We start from the raw sequence: 14,779 nt of genomic DNA, 5'->3' as shown, positions 1-14,779 counted from the left end.
AAAGGTCGAAATTGGCAATTGATTATTTTGAGATCAGGAATTTCAATCGGTTAGATCGAAAAATTCTTACGTAAACGTAAGTCATCCTGTCACCGATTTGTTACTCGGCGGCACGCCTGGCCGGAGTCTGGGCGAGGTATTCGGCGCTGCGCATTTCGAAAAGCCGCGACGCCGTGCGGTCGAATTCGAAGCCTTCCGTCCCTCGCCGCTCTTCCAGCAGGTCCTCCGGCATGGCGGCGGCAGACACATAAAGGCGGATATTATGATCGTAGAGCGTGTCGACGAGAATGATGAAACGCTTCGTCTGGTTGCGCTTGTCCGGCCCGAGCTTTGGTACGCGATCAAGAAAGATCGTATCGAAGCGTTCGGCGATGGCGAGGAAATCGGCAGGTCCGAGCGGCGCCTCGCAAAGATCGGCAAAGGAGAAGCGCGCCATGCGGTCGACGGCGAGCGGCACATGAATGGAGCGCCCCTTCATCGGGATTTCGGTCGGCTGCGCCTTGCGTCCGTGCAATGCCTGCATCCACGACGCGTCCATCGCCATATCGGTGCGCTGGTCGAGCGGCGTCAGATAGACGGGTTGGCTGTTCAGCTTCTCCATGCGGTAATCGGTCGGCGAATCCAGCGTCACAATATCGACATGCTTCTTCAACAGATCGATGAAGGGCAGGAAAAGGCCGCGATTGAGCCCGTCACGATAGAGATTGTCCGGCTCGACATTCGACGTGGCGATCAGCACGCAGCCGAGCGAGAACAACTCGGAAAACAGCCGCGAGAGGATCATCGCATCGGCAATGTCGGTCACGGTAAATTCGTCGAAGCAAAGCAGTTCGGCTTCGGCGTAGAGATCGGCGGCAACCGGCGGCAGGGGATCGGTCTGCTTCGTCTCGCCATTCTTGAATTTCAGCCGCTGCGCCGCGATGCGATTGTGCACATCGGTCATGAACTCGAAAAAATGCGCCCGGCGCTTCTTCTGGCAGGGCGCCATGGAGAAGAACATGTCCATCAACATGGTCTTGCCGCGTCCGACGCTGCCGTGAATATAGAGGCCCTTGATCGCCTCGGCGGACTTTTTGCGCGCGGCAAACATCCAGCCGAGCGCGCTGGATTTGGCCGCGGGCCGCTTCCGCTTGAGATCGGCAAGCACGCGGTCCAGCATTTTCGCCACATCCATCTGCGCCGAATCCACCTGGAGGGATCCGGACGCCGTCAGCGCCTTTAGCTGTTCGCAGACGCTGAGCGAGTAATCTGGCATGGGCTGCATGGGGAAATATCCGCCTGTGCAAATGGGGCGCATCCAAGGGATGCTGCCCCTTCAAATAAGCTTATCGGCTGAGGCTGAGCGGCTGACCGGAGGCGGTCGAGCCGTCAAAGCGCGAATCGGCCGTCTTGTAGACCGTGCCGATCGTCGAGCCATCACGATTTTTCAGGAGGACCTGCTTGCCGGACACTTCCCACGAACCCATCGCGGTCAGTTCACCGGCGCAACCGCGCGTACCGCCGCGCGAGCCGCCGCCGAGGTTCGTCAGCGTCAGGAACATGTCGCAGCTCGATCCGCCATTGCTGACCTTCCAGCTGCCGACCATCGATTCCTTCGTGACATCCATGGCGGAAGCCGCCATTGCCTGCTGCTGCGCCGGATTGGCGGCATTCGGCGCGCTCGCCGGCGCGGCCGGGAATTGCGAACCGTTGCCGGCGCCTGCGGGCGGAAGCTGGCTGGATTGGACGGAAGGAACAGGCTGGGCCTGCAGTGGCGGGGCAGAATAACTGTCATTGTTGTATGCCGTGCGCTGGCAACCGGCAAGCGACAGGCCAATCGCCGCAGCCGTCACTGCATATCTAAACTGCATCATCACACTCCTGGTTGATTGTCCACCGCTGACATCTGCGAAGTCATGTTTAATGATGTCCGAATTATCGTATTTCACTTTGGTTAATCAAGTCGATACCGCTACAAATTGCCGTTGGCGATAGCTGGACAAGAATCGGGTGGTTTCAAGGCTTAATTCGACAGCCTCGCCCAAAATTGGACGCAAGCAGTGAATTTCGGCACCCTCTTCGATCCCATCCGGGACGAGATGATATCTGGTGTCACCTGAAGGACCACCCCAGCGCTTCGGCAAATCTGCCGAAGCATTCTTTCCTCGTTGGCGGTCAAATGGCCGGAATCGGCGGACTTAAACCCGCCGCTCGACCATCATCTTCTTGATTTCGGCGATTGCCTTGGCCGGGTTCAGACCCTTCGGGCAGGTCTGAGCGCAGTTCATGATCGTGTGGCAGCGATAGAGGCGGAAGGGATCCTCGAGGTTGTCGAGGCGTTCGCCCTTGGCTTCGTCTCTGGAGTCGATCAGCCAGCGATAGGCCTGCAGCAGGACGGCGGGACCGAGATAGCGGTCGCCGTTCCACCAGTAGCTCGGACAGGAGGTCGAGCAGCAGGCGCAGAGAATGCATTCGTAAAGACCGTCGAGCTTCAGGCGATCCTCATGGCTCTGCTTCCATTCCTTGGCCGGCGGCGGCGATACCGTCTTCAGCCAGGGCTCGATCGAGCGATGCTGGGCATAGAAGTTCGTCAGATCCGGCACGAGGTCCTTGACGACGGGCATGTGCGGCAGTGGATAAATCTTCACCGTGCCCTTGATTTCGTCCAGACCCTTGGTGCAGGCGAGCGTGTTGGTGCCGTCGATATTCATGGCGCATGAGCCGCAAATGCCTTCGCGACAGGAGCGGCGCAGCGTCAGCGTCGGGTCGATCTTGTTCTTGATGTAGAGCAGACCGTCGAGCACCATCGGGCCGCAATCGTCGATATCGATATAATAGGTATCGATGCTCGGGTTCTGGCCGTCATCCGGGCTCCAGCGATAGACGCGGAATTCGCGCGTATTCTTGGCGCCGACCGGTTTTGGCCAGACCTTACCTTCGCGCATCTGAGAGTTCTTGGGGAGAGCGAGTTCAACCATGGTCAGTTCCTCTCAGATCAGTACACGCGTGCCTTCGGCTCGATCTTGTGCGGATCGATGCCTTCGGCGATCAGGTCTGTGTGAACGGGACGATAGTCCAGTTTCACGTCGCCTGACTCGTTGACCCAGGCAAGCGTATGCTTGCGCCAGTTTTCGTCGTTGCGGCCGGCGAACTTGCCCTCGGTATAGTCCTCGCGGGCGTGCGAGCCGCGGCTTTCCTTGCGGGCCTCGGCGCCGTAGATCGTCGTGATGGCGTTGGCCATCAGATTGTGCAGTTCCAGCGTTTCGACGAGGTCGGAATTCCAGATCAGCGAGCGGTCGGTGACCTTGATATCAGACATTTCCGTCCAGATTTCCGAAAGACGGCGGCAACCGGATTCCAGCGATTCCTGGGTGCGGAACACGGCGGCGTCTTCCTGCATGGCGCGCTGCATCTTCTCGCGCAGCGCGGCCGTCGGCGTCGAGCCGCTGGCGTGGCGCAGACGGTCGAAGCGATCCATGATCTTGTCGCAGGCAGCGACATTGACAGGCGGAACCGGGCTGTTGCGGTCGATGACCTGGCCGGCGCGGATGGCGGCGGCGCGGCCGAAGACCACGAGGTCGATCAGCGAGTTCGAGCCGAGGCGATTGGCGCCGTGCACCGAAGCGCAGCCGGCTTCGCCGACGGCCATCAGGCCCGGCAATACGCGCTCGGGATTGTTGCTGTCGGCGTTGAGCACTTCACCCCAATAGTTCGTGGGAATACCGCCCATATTGTAGTGAACGGTCGGAAGCACCGGGATCGGATCGCGGGTCACGTCGACGCCGGCGAAAATGCGGGCACTCTCGGAAATGCCGGGCAGACGCTCATGCAGCACGGCCGGATCGAGATGGTCGAGATGCAGGAAGATGTGATCCTTGTTCTTGCCGACGCCGCGTCCCTCACGGATCTCAAGCGTCATGCAGCGCGAAACGACGTCGCGCGAGGCAAGGTCCTTCGCGGAAGGAGCGTAGCGCTCCATGAAGCGCTCGCCCTCGGAATTGACGAGATAGCCGCCTTCGCCGCGCGCCCCTTCGGTGATCAGGCAACCCGAACCGTAGATGCCGGTCGGATGGAACTGCACGAACTCCATGTCCTGCAGCGGCAGGCCGGCGCGGGCCACCATGCCGCCACCGTCGCCGGTGCAGGTATGGGCCGAAGTCGCCGAGAAATAGGCGCGGCCGTAGCCGCCGGTCGCCAGCACCACCATCTTGGCGGCGAAGCGATGGATCGTGCCGTCGTCGAGGCACCAGGCAACGACGCCGGTGCAGCGGCTGCCGTCATCGGACATGATCAGGTCGAGCGCGAAATATTCGATGAAGAATTCCGCATTGTTGCGCAGCGACTGGCCGTAAAGCGTGTGAAGGATGGCGTGGCCGGTACGGTCGGCGGCAGCGCAGGTGCGCTGCACCGGCGGTCCATCGCCGAAATTCTGCATATGGCCGCCGAACGGGCGCTGATAGATCTTGCCTTCTTCGTTACGCGAGAAGGGCACGCCGTAGTGTTCCAGCTCGTAGACGGCCTTCGGCGCTTCCATGACCATATACTGCATGGCATCGACGTCGCCGAGCCAATCGGAGCCCTTGACGGTGTCGTAGAGATGCCACTGCCAGCTGTCCGGCGTCATGTTCTGCAGCGAGGCGGCGATGCCGCCCTGGGCTGCGACGGTGTGCGAACGGGTGGGGAAGACCTTGGTGATGCAGGCGGTGCGGAAGCCCTGTTCGGCCATGCCGAGCGTGGCGCGCAGACCGGCGCCGCCGGCGCCGACGACGATCACGTCATAGGAGTGGTCGATATACTTATAGGCTTTCCCGTTCTGAGCGGGCCCATTCTGAGCAGAAGAGTTCGGTGCCATGATGCAATTATCCTACGAACGCGATCTTCAGAATGGCGAAAAGACAGAGCCCCGCCACGACGACCGCGAAGAACGTGTTGAGCATGAGAAGGACGATCTTGCCGAATTCGCCGTGGACATAGTCCTCGATGATGACCTGCATGCCAATCTTCATATGGATAATGGCGGAGATCACCATCAGGCCGAAGATGACGGCAACGATCGGATTCGAGATCGCATGCACGACTTCAGCGTAAGGCGCGCCGGCATAGATCATCAGGAAGATGACGAAGAAGAGAAAGAGCGGGACATTGGCAACGGCGGTCAGGCGCTGGCGCCAGAAATGATCGGTACCTTCCTTGGCGGAACCGAGACCGCGGACTTTGCCCAGAGGAGTGCGCATATCCATGAGAAATATCCTTTAAAGCATGATCCCGAAAGGCGCCTGAGCGCTTCCGGGAATGATCATGCCAATCAACCCAGGCGGATGACGATGCCGATGATCCAGACCAGCGCGGTCAGACAGATCGAGGCGATGAGCGTGGCCTTGGCCATTTTCGTCGAGACGGCGGGATCGAAACCGTATCCGAGGTCCCAGACGAAATGGCGCAGACCGCCGACCATATGGTGCAGCAGCGCCCAGGTGTAGCCGAGCAGGATGATGCGGCCGATGATCGTGCCCATGATCCAGTTGACCAGCTCGAAATAGCCCTGGCCCGTCGCCGCGGCAATCAGCCACCAGGCGACCAGCAGCGTGCCGAAGTAAAGCGCGGCGCCGGTGATGCGGTGGACGATCGACATGACCATGGTGGGGATGGGTTTGTAGATTTGCAGATGCGGCGACAGAGGCCGGTTTTGTGTGACGTTCGCCATCAGAACCTCGCGGCGTTACGATACGCTTAGAACCCGGTTATCCGGGGCAACGCGCGCACAGGGATATGCAGTGTGCGTTGCATCATTGCGACCATTAATCACCCAGACGCCTATCCACAAGCACAATTGATGCCTGCTTTGAATTTAATCGATTCGGATTGCCCTGCACTTTAGCGAGCATGCAGGGACGAGCTCTCCAAGCCGGGCCGTTTACCATTTCATCAACCCTGGCGTGGACTTCGCCACGGTCTTGGGGCAATCTGCCGTTAAGATTTCATTAACCGACCGAAGCGGAGCGAATCATGAAGCCGCATCTTTTCAAGGCAGCAGCGTTCGTTTTGGCGGCAGCAGCCATTCTTTCCTTCGCGCCGGCCTCAGCGGGCGACTATCGCCACTGGCATCATCACGATCATTCCGGCATCATGCGCCTCAACCAGATTTCCGCGCCGCAAGGCACCATGCGGCAACAGCCGGACAGAATCATTTTCATGGAACGGCCTGAGGCGGCAAGCGCCGGAACCTATGCCGGCACGGCGGATGTCTACCAGGCCAATGGCGGGACCTATGTGCTGGGCTATGGCGGCTATAACCCCTACGCCCGCCCCACCGCGGTGCAGCTGAGGCCGAAGGCGAAAGTCATCGATGTCCGCTATGCCGGCAATCCCTGCTCATACGAAGCGGGCGTCTGCGTCATCCGGCACTGACGATCCTCAACCCGCAAGAAATCGCCAGACCGTCGTTTTCTTGACTTCGCTATCCTCGAGCGCGCGCGTAACAGGCACCTGATAGGTTACCTGCATCTCCAGGCGATCCTTGGGAAGATAGGCCCTGCCGGGATCGCCGACCAGAACCAGCCTCCCCTCACCGGCCAGCCGCCGTAGCCAGGGAACGAGGCTCGTGGCAAAATCGCGATCGTAGAAGACGTCGCCGGCGAGGATGATGTCCGCACCCACAGCGCGACCGATAATGTCATCGCCAGAGAAATCGACGGTGACATCATTTTCAACAGCATTGAGCCGGATCGCCGTGCCCGCCCAAGGATCGACATCGACGGCCAATACATGGCTTGCACCCGCGCGCTTGGCCGCAATGGCGACAAGCCCTGAACCGCTGGCAAAATCCAGCACGGTTTTGCCGGTCACGGTCTCCGGATGATCGAGGATATAACGTGCCAGGCCCTGGCCGCCCGCCCAGGCAAAGGCCCAGAAGGGCGGCGGCAGGCCGATCTCTTCAAGCTCCTCTTCCGTCTTCAGCCACAGCTCATGTGCCTCGCTTGCAAGATGTAGCCGGATTTCGGGCACATGCGGCGGCGACATCAGGCTGGTATTGGCGCGGATGAAGCTTTCCGGATCGGTTTTCAATGGATTCCTCGCACCGGATCAGACGGGCGGGTTGTCCAGACCACCCATGCGGCAGACTTCCAGCCATTCCTCATCCGTCACCGGCTGCACCGAAAGCCGCATGGAGGTGACGAGCGCCATTTGCAAGAGCTTCGGATTGGCCTTGATGTCCTTGAGCGTCACAGGGTTCGGCATGTCGCGGACGGCGCGGATGTCGACGCATTCCCAGCGAAGATCGTCCTTGGCGGTCAAATCCGGATGCGCCAGCGCGCAGACTTCAACGATGCCGACGACCTCCAGCCCGTCATTGGAGTGATAGAAGAAACCCTTGTCGCCGATCTGCATGGCCCGCATGTTGTTGCGGGCGAGATAGTTGCGCACGCCGGTCCATTCGGTGCCTTTTGCCCCCGCATCCTTCTGCTGCTGCCAGGACCAGGAGGACGGCTCGGATTTATAAAGCCAATGCGCCATCTCTCATGCCTCCGGATTGTTGAAGACCCAGTTGAACGGCTTGATCTCGACGCTCTCGAACAGGCCGGCCTTCGTATAGGGATCGGCATCGGCAATCACTTTCGCCGCCTCGATGCTCTCGGCATTGACGACCACGAGACTGCCGTTCGGCTTGCCTTCGGCATCCAGGAAAGGCCCCGCCATCTTCAGCGTCCCCTCGGCATTGAGCTTGTTCAGATGCTCCAGATGCGCCGGGCGCGTCTCCATGCGAACATTCAGATGACCGGGCTTGTCCTTGCAGACAAAGGCAAACAGCATGTTTGGCTCCTTTAGATATTCAGAAATTATTCCGTGGTGATCGGTCGTGTCATCAACTGCCCGATGACGGTGGCTATGTCGAGCTTGCCGTCGATGATGGCGGAAACCGCGTCTGTGATCGGCATGTCGACACCGAGTTTCTGTGCAAGCCGCGCGGCGATGGAGGCCGCATAGGCGCCTTCGACCAGCGCGCCATGCGTTGGATCGGCAGCCTTGCCTTCACCAAGCGCGATGCCGAATCGCAGGTTGCGGGATTGATGGCTGGTGGCAGTCAGAACGAGGTCACCAAGGCCGGAGAGCCCACGCACGGTTTCAGCCTTGCCGCCCTTGGCCGCGACGAAGCGCGACATCTCGGCAAGACCCCGGCTGATCAGCGCCGCCCGTGCGGAATCGCCGATGCCCCGTCCCTCGACGATGCCGCAGGCAATCGCGAGAACATTCTTCAAGGCACCGCCGAGCTGCACGCCGATGCGATCATCCGATGCATAGAGGCGGAAGGTCGGGCCGGAAATTGCCTGCGCAAGCCTTTCGGCCACCACGATGTCTGCAGCGGCAATCGCCATGGCCGTCGGCAGGCCCTTGGCGATATCTGTGGCAAAGCCCGGCCCGGAGAGAACCGCGATAGCGTGCTGCGGCAGCTCGCGCTCCAGCATGTCGGTCAGGAGATCACCGGAGACCTTGTCGATACCCTTGGCGCAGGTGACGACGACGGCATCCTTGGCGAGATAGGGCCCATAATGCCTGGCAGCATTGGCCTGTGCCTGCGAGGGCATGGCGAAGAGAACGATGCCGGCATTGGAAACGGCATCCGCCTCGGCCGAAAACTGCAGCGAATCCGGCAGCTCGATCCCGGGCAGCACGGCATCATGCATGCGATCAGCGGCAAGATCCGCCATCAGACCGGCTTTCCGCCCGACGAGCGTGACGTCGCTGCGGCCGGTCAACGCGATGACGGCTGCGAGTGCGGTGCCGAAAGCGCCGGCGCCGATGACTGCGATCTGCTCGTTGCCGCTCATGCCTTTGCTCCTCGTTTGCCGTGTCCAAGCAGAGTTGCCGCCTTCTGATCCAGCGGCCAGCGCGAGCGCGGCTGCACATCGAGATCGTCAGGGGCCGCCCCCGTCGCCATGCGTTCCAATCCCGCCCAGGCGATCATGACGGCATTATCGGTACACAATCTCAATGGCGGCGCGATGAAACGGAAGCCATTGGCATCGCAAAGCTCCTGCAGAGTGCGGCGCAGCTCGAGATTGGCGGCGACGCCGCCTGCCACGACAAGCGACGGCTTTTCCTCAGTCTTCGGAAACTCCACCTTGAAGCGCTGCAGGCCACGGCTGATCCGGTCCTTCAGCGTGCGCGAGATCGCCTTCTGGAAGGAGGCGCAGATATCGGCGATATCCTGCTCCGTGACCGGCGCGATTGCCGTTGCCGCCTGCCGCACCGCCGTCTTCAGGCCGGAAAAGGAAAAATCGAGGCGCGCTTCGCCGACCAGCGGCCGTGGCAGATCGAAGCGGTCCGGATTGCCGTTCCTGGCGGCTGCCTCCACAGCCGGACCGCCTGGATAGGGCAATCCCAGCAGCTTCGCCGTCTTGTCGAAAGCTTCGCCGAGCGCATCGTCGATCGTCGTGCCCCAGCGCTCGTAGTCGCCGACACCGCGCACCAGGATCAGCTGGGTATGGCCGCCGGAGACGAGCAGCATAAGGTAGGGAAATGCAAGTCCGTCCGTCAGCCGCGCCGTCAGGGCATGGCCTTCCAGATGGTTAATGGCGTATAATGGTTTGCCTGTGGCACGCGAGATTGCCTTGCCAGTCATCAACCCGACAAGCAGGCCGCCGATGAGGCCGGGGCCAGAGGTGGCAGCGATGGCATCGACGTCTGAGAGCAACACATTGGCGCGTTTCAATGCTTCGTCGATCAGCGTATCCAGCGCCTCGACATGCGCCCGCGCGGCGATTTCCGGCACGACGCCGCCATAGGCGCTATGCTCGTCCAACTGGCTGAGGACGACATCGGAACAGACCGTCGAGGTGCCGTCATCCCGGCGCTCGACAATGGCCGCAGCGGTTTCGTCGCAGCTTGTTTCGATGCCGAGAATGCGAAGAACGGGCGCCATGGAGATTGTTCGTTGCCTACAGGTCGATTGCGATAAAGCGGAAATATGGTTACGGGAACTGTCGGTAACAACGGATCAAAGCGGATGCAAACAAAACCTTTCCGGATCGGCACGCGCGGCAGCCCGCTGGCGCTCGCCCAGGCGCGAGAAGCGCGCGACCGCCTGATGGCGGCTCATGGCCTTCCGGAGGAGATGTTCGAAATCGTCGTTCTCAGCACCAAGGGCGACCGCATCACCGACCGGTCGCTCGCGGCAATCGGCGGCAAGGGCCTGTTCACGGAGGAGCTGGAAGAGAAACTGACCTCCGCCGAGCTTGATTTCGCCGTGCACTCCGCCAAGGACATGGCGACCAAGCTGCCGCAGGGTCTGGCGCTGACCGCCTATCTGCCGCGCGAGGACATCCGCGATTCCGTCATCGGCCGCACTGCGCCGAAACTGATCGAGCTGCCGCATGGCGCAACCGTCGGCTCGGCGTCGCTGCGCCGCCAAGCCCTGATCCGCCGCCTGCGCCCGGATATCAATGTCATCACCTTTCGGGGCTCGGTCCAGACCCGGCTGCGCAAGCTGGAAGAGGGACAGGCCGACGCGACCTTGCTGGCGCTCGCCGGCCTGAAGCGGCTCGGCATGGTCGAGGTCATCACCGATATTCTCGACCCCGACGAATTCCCGCCCGCTCCCGCGCAGGGCGCAATCACCATCGAGAGCCGGATCGACGATATCAGGATGAACGACCTGCTCGCCGCCGTGAATGACGGGCCGACCTTCGACGCCGTCTCCTGCGAACGCGCCTTCCTGGCCGCGCTCGATGGCTCCTGCCGCACACCGATAGCCGGCTATGCAATCTGCGAAGGCGACCATCTGCGCTTCTTCGGCATGATCCTCACCCCGGACGGCCAGCAGGTGCACACGACCACCATCGAAGGCCACCGGCGCGATGCCGAGGCGCTCGGCATCAACGCCGGCCAGGCGATCCGCGCCGAGGCCGGCAGCACTTTCTTCGAAGACTGGACCTGACGAAAGATGCGCGTCGTCGTCACCCGCCCCCAGCATTCGGGTGAACGCACCGTGCGGCGACTGGCGCAGATGGGGCACGAGGCCTTCCTCCTGCCGCTCGCGGAGCCCGTGCATCATGTCGAGGAAGCAGGGCGGGCACTGCTGAACACGCAGGGCGCCATCGCCGTTACCAGCGCCGAGGCGATCCGGACGCTTGCATCATTAGGCTCCGATCTGGCGCCGCATCTTGGTCGAACCCTCTTTGCCGTGGGAAAGGCGACAGCCAAGGAGGCGGCTGATCTCGGCTTTAACAATATCGCCATATCGGAAGGTGGCGGCACCGAGCTTGCCGTCTTGATTTCAGGCCATTCGGCGAGCTTTGGCGAGGTCCCCCTCCTCTATCTCGCCGGCTCCCCTCGCGCGCCCGGTTTCGAAGCGGCGCTGACGGAGCTGCAACTGCCGTTCCTGACTGTGGAATGCTATCGGATGCGTGACATCGCTCCCGACAATGCCGTTCTTCGCCGCCTTTTCACGGATGCCCGCGCCGATGCCGTGCTGCTTTACTCCCATCAAACGGCGCAGCGCTTTTTCGGCCTCCCCTTCGTCCAGGAAAATCCCGAAGCCCTCGCCGAAACGCGATTTCTCTGCCTGAGCGAGGCGATCGCCGCGGCTATTCCGGCACGAATGCATTCCCTGACCGACATCGCCGACATGCCGAATGAAGACCGGCTTCTGTCGCTCCTGATCCAGGCGTAACGCCGCAATTTTGATCTAAGGCCTTTCCATAATCGTCTTGTCTGTCTAACTTCGTTGCAGCGCATGATAAAGAGGACCTCATGGTATCGCGAAAACCGCCTAACCATTCGAAGCCCAACGACGAACCGGTCACGATCGATCTGGAAGCCGAAAAAACAGCGCAGGACGCAGCTCCCGAAGACGTGACGGAGCACGGTCACGACGAATTCGGCTCCTCCTCCGCCAATGAAGTGGAAATGCCGCTCGAAACGGATAAGGAACCGCTTCCCGAGGAAGCTCAGGAGTCTATCTTCGCCTCTACCCCTGAAGAACGGCAAACGACGGCGCAGCAGGCAAATCCTGAGCCTCCTCATGCCGAGCAGCCGCAGCAGCAGTCTCGCGAAGGCTCGACCTCCGGCCTTATCGCGGCCGGCATCGTCGGCGGCTTGATTGCCCTCATCTGTGCCGGCGCATTGCAATATGCCGGTCTTCTGCCCGGCGGACGCGCAGCCAGGGACAATTCCGCCGATGTAGCCGCATTGAATGCGGAGATCGACGGCATCAAGCAGAGCATCGCCAATCTCCCTGCCGCGCCGGCGGCCAAGCCCGACGAGGCGCTTACGGCCCGCGTCGCAGCGCTTGAGACGAGTGCGGCCAACGGCACTTCGACGGGCGGATCGGGCGAAGCCGCAAACCCGGCATCCGATCAGAAGATCGCCTCGCTGACCGGCGAAGTCGAGCAGTTAAAGGCGGATCTCAGCAAGGCGACCCAGAGCCAGGCCACCGCCGATGCCGAAGTCAGCAAGCGCCTCGACGACGCCGAAAAGAAGCTGAGCGGACCGAGCCAGGAAAGTGCCGTTGCCCGCGCCATCGCCGCAGCTGCCTTGAAGGCGGCGATCGACCGTGGCGGTCCCTTCCGGCCCGAGCTCGACACCTTCGCCAATGTCGCGCCGGACGATCCCGCTGTTGCCGATCTCAGGAATTTCGCCCAGACCGGCGTTCCCTCCCGCGCCGACCTGATCCGCCAGGTTTCCGATGTCGCGACCGCAATCGTCGTGACGGCGCAAACGGAAGATCCGAACCAGAGCTGGAGCAGCCGCCTGATGTCGGGCGCCAAGTCGCTGGTGCAGGTCCGCCCGGTCGGCAACGTACCCGGCGACAGCATCGATGCCATCGCCGCCCGCTTCGAGGACAAAGTCAGGAACGGTGATCTGCCGGGAGCCGTCACCGAGTGGAACAGCCTGCCCGATGCGGCCAAATCGGCTTCGGCCGCCTTCAAGCAATCGCTGGAGGCCCGCATCCGCGTCGAGGATCTGGTAAGCGACGCCTTGTCGAAGGCGATCGCCAATACCGGGAAACAGAACTAGAGCATGATGCCGAAAAATGTGAGCGGTTTTCGGACGACATCATGCTCTACCTATTTGATTTTAGAGCGGATTCAGATTTTAGATCGTTTCGATCTAAAATCATCCGGCTCTAATGACGGAGCGCAGCAATGATCAGACTGCTCATCTTCGCCATTCTCGTCCTGGCTCTCGGCTATGGTTTTTCCTGGCTGGCGGATCGCCCTGGCGATCTATCGCTGGTGTGGGGAGGCCAGCTTTATCAGACGAAGCTGATTGTTGCCGCCGCGATCCTGATTGCGCTCGTCGCGGCCGTCATGATCCTTTGGTGGTTCGTGCGGCTGATCTGGACCTCGCCTCACTCCGTCACCCGCTATTTCCGCGCCCGCAAGCGGGATCGCGGCTATCAGGCATTGTCTACCGGCCTGATCGCCGCCGGCGCCGGCAATTCGCTGCTGGCCCGCAAGATGGCGGCGCGCACCCGCGGCCTCATCCGTGCCGATCAGGAGCCGCTCATCAATCTGCTTGAAGCGCAGGCCGCCTTGATCGAGGGCAAGCATGACGAGGCTCGCCAGAAATTTGAGCTGATGGCCAATGATCCCGAAACGCGCGAGCTCGGATTGCGCGGCCTCTATCTCGAAGCCAAGCGCCTCGGCGCGCATGAGGCGGCGCGGCAATATGCCGAAAAGGCTGCCGACCAGGCGCCCTACCTGCCCTGGGCGGCGCAGGCGACGTTGGAATATCGCAGCCAGGCCGGCCGCTGGGACGATGCCATCAAGCTGCTGGACCAGCAGAAGGTTGCCCATGTCGTCGACAAGACCACGGCCAACCGTCAACGCGCCGTACTCCTGACGGCACGCGCCAATGACAGGCTTGAGAGCGATCCGGCCGGCGCGCGCGACGATGCGCTGGCGGCGCTGAAGCTCGTGGACGATTTCGTGCCCGCGGCACTGATCGCGGCCAAGGCGCTCTTCCGTGAAGATAAGGTACGCAAGGCGGCTTCCACCCTTGAGCAGGTCTGGAAGGCGCATCCGCATCCCGAGATCGGCAAGGCCTATGTGCGAGCCCGCAGCGGCGATTCCGTTCTCGATCGCCTGAAGCGTGCCGAGCGGCTGGAAGCCATCCGCCCGAACAATGTCGAAGCCCTGCTGCTGACCGCGAAGGCGGCGATGGATGCGGGCGATTTCGGCAAGGCCCGCGCCAAGGCGGAAGCCGCCGCGCGGATCGATGCGCGCGAAGGCGCCTTCCTGCTCCTGGCCGATATCGAGGAGGCCGAAACCGGCGATCAGGGCCGCATCCGGCACTGGATGGCGCAGGCTTTGCGCGCGCCGGGTGATCCGGCCTGGGTCGCCGACGGTTTCGTCTCGGACAAGTGGCTGCCGCTGTCTCCGGTCACGGGCCGTCTCGATGCTTTCGAGTGGAAGGCGCCCTTCGGCCAGATCGAAGGCCCGGTGGAGGAGGGTTCGGCCGTTTCGGTCGATGCGGCACTGAAATCGCTCCCGCCGATACGCGAGGCCGCTTCCGCAACCTCAGCGGCGAAGCCAAGTTCACCGAAAGTTGCATCGCCGGCGCGCGATACTTATGTCATGGAACTGGAGCCCGCCTCGGCGAAGCCGACGCCGAGCGCACCCGGAGTTGCCCCGCAGCCGGCCCAGCAGGATGCGGAACCTCGGCCTTTCTTCGGCGGCGCGCCGGACGATCCGGGCGTCAAGGATCACAGACTTGAACCGGAACCCAAGACACGGCTCAAGTTGTTTTAAAGCAATTCCAGCAAAACTGCGCAGCGGTTTTGCGGCCGGAATTGCGT

At 61.8% G+C, this 14,779-nt stretch carries 16 protein-coding genes; 5 read left to right on the top strand and 11 right to left on the bottom strand.

The annotated features are described in order from the left end of the window. Positions 1–100: 100 nt before the first annotated feature. From zapE to sdhC, 6 genes are all read right to left on the bottom strand, one after another. A complete protein-coding gene (gene zapE / locus ACPYOP_RS19465) occupies positions 101–1,264 on the bottom strand; it encodes a cell division protein ZapE (protein WP_481411978.1) in 1,164 nt (387 codons plus the stop codon). A 61-nt stretch (positions 1,265–1,325) separates the two neighbouring features. Further along, positions 1,326–1,850, bottom strand: a complete 525-nt coding sequence (locus ACPYOP_RS19460) for a protease inhibitor Inh/omp19 family protein (protein WP_481411977.1) — start codon at positions 1,848–1,850, stop codon at positions 1,326–1,328. A 327-nt stretch (positions 1,851–2,177) separates the two neighbouring features. Continuing rightward, positions 2,178–2,957 (bottom strand): succinate dehydrogenase iron-sulfur subunit, encoded by a 780-nt coding sequence (locus tag ACPYOP_RS19455; RefSeq protein WP_047630647.1) that lies wholly within the window; start codon positions 2,955–2,957, stop codon positions 2,178–2,180. A 17-nt stretch (positions 2,958–2,974) separates the two neighbouring features. Then, positions 2,975–4,831: a succinate dehydrogenase flavoprotein subunit gene (gene sdhA / locus ACPYOP_RS19450; RefSeq protein WP_481411976.1), complete on the bottom strand. Its 1,857-nt coding sequence runs from the start codon at positions 4,829–4,831 to the stop codon at positions 2,975–2,977. Positions 4,832–4,838: 7 nt separating this feature from the next. Continuing rightward, the gene (gene sdhD / locus ACPYOP_RS19445) at positions 4,839–5,219 is read right to left on the bottom strand and encodes a succinate dehydrogenase, hydrophobic membrane anchor protein (protein ID WP_120665638.1); all 381 of its coding nucleotides are present in this window, start codon (positions 5,217–5,219) and stop codon (positions 4,839–4,841) included. A gap of 65 nt (positions 5,220–5,284) precedes the next feature. Further along, the gene (sdhC, locus tag ACPYOP_RS19440) at positions 5,285–5,683 is read right to left on the bottom strand and encodes a succinate dehydrogenase, cytochrome b556 subunit (RefSeq protein ID WP_481411975.1); all 399 of its coding nucleotides are present in this window, start codon (positions 5,681–5,683) and stop codon (positions 5,285–5,287) included. A 302-nt stretch (positions 5,684–5,985) separates the two neighbouring features. On the opposite strand from sdhC, the gene ACPYOP_RS19435 reads away from it, so the two are divergent. Continuing rightward, the gene (locus ACPYOP_RS19435; RefSeq protein ID WP_481411974.1) at positions 5,986–6,387 is read left to right on the top strand and encodes a hypothetical protein; all 402 of its coding nucleotides are present in this window, start codon (positions 5,986–5,988) and stop codon (positions 6,385–6,387) included. Between the two features lie 6 nt (positions 6,388–6,393). Here ACPYOP_RS19435 and ACPYOP_RS19430 read toward each other — a convergent pair whose 3' ends face one another. The 5 genes from ACPYOP_RS19430 to tsaD are packed head-to-tail and all read right to left on the bottom strand — an operon-like array spanning position 6,394 to position 9,901. Next, positions 6,394–7,044, bottom strand: a complete 651-nt coding sequence (locus ACPYOP_RS19430) for a class I SAM-dependent methyltransferase (protein WP_481411973.1) — start codon at positions 7,042–7,044, stop codon at positions 6,394–6,396. Between the two features lie 18 nt (positions 7,045–7,062). Next, complete coding sequence (locus ACPYOP_RS19425; protein ID WP_481411972.1) at positions 7,063–7,494, bottom strand: EVE domain-containing protein; 432 nt, start codon at positions 7,492–7,494, stop codon at positions 7,063–7,065. 3 nt (positions 7,495–7,497) lie between these two features. Next, a complete protein-coding gene (locus ACPYOP_RS19420; RefSeq protein ID WP_120665651.1) occupies positions 7,498–7,791 on the bottom strand; it encodes a YciI-like protein in 294 nt (97 codons plus the stop codon). Positions 7,792–7,817: 26 nt separating this feature from the next. Continuing rightward, the gene (locus ACPYOP_RS19415) at positions 7,818–8,807 is read right to left on the bottom strand and encodes an NAD(P)H-dependent glycerol-3-phosphate dehydrogenase (protein WP_481411971.1); all 990 of its coding nucleotides are present in this window, start codon (positions 8,805–8,807) and stop codon (positions 7,818–7,820) included. After that, positions 8,804–9,901 (bottom strand): tRNA (adenosine(37)-N6)-threonylcarbamoyltransferase complex transferase subunit TsaD, encoded by a 1,098-nt coding sequence (tsaD, locus tag ACPYOP_RS19410; RefSeq protein WP_481411970.1) that lies wholly within the window; start codon positions 9,899–9,901, stop codon positions 8,804–8,806. Before tsaD ends, ACPYOP_RS19415 begins: the two co-directional genes overlap by 4 nt. A gap of 84 nt (positions 9,902–9,985) precedes the next feature. Between tsaD and hemC the strand changes: the two genes are divergently transcribed. The 4 genes from hemC (at position 9,986) to ACPYOP_RS19390 (ending at position 14,732) form a co-directional block, all read left to right on the top strand. Continuing rightward, a complete protein-coding gene (gene hemC, locus ACPYOP_RS19405; protein WP_481411969.1) occupies positions 9,986–10,915 on the top strand; it encodes a hydroxymethylbilane synthase in 930 nt (309 codons plus the stop codon). Positions 10,916–10,921: 6 nt separating this feature from the next. After that, complete coding sequence (locus tag ACPYOP_RS19400) at positions 10,922–11,650, top strand: uroporphyrinogen-III synthase (protein WP_481411968.1); 729 nt, start codon at positions 10,922–10,924, stop codon at positions 11,648–11,650. Positions 11,651–11,730: 80 nt separating this feature from the next. Beyond that, the gene (locus ACPYOP_RS19395; RefSeq protein WP_481411967.1) at positions 11,731–12,996 is read left to right on the top strand and encodes a COG4223 family protein; all 1,266 of its coding nucleotides are present in this window, start codon (positions 11,731–11,733) and stop codon (positions 12,994–12,996) included. Between the two features lie 128 nt (positions 12,997–13,124). After that, positions 13,125–14,732 carry a heme biosynthesis HemY N-terminal domain-containing protein gene (locus ACPYOP_RS19390; protein WP_481411966.1) on the top strand — a complete coding sequence of 536 codons (1,608 nt, stop codon included), beginning with the start codon at positions 13,125–13,127 and terminating at the stop codon, positions 14,730–14,732. The last annotated feature ends 47 nt before the right edge of the window (positions 14,733–14,779 follow it).

It is taken from the genome of Rhizobium sp. KNZ2-6A (assembly GCF_056755475.1).
Note: the sequence above shows the minus strand (reverse complement) of the source record. Positions and strands in the feature narration are given on the sequence as shown.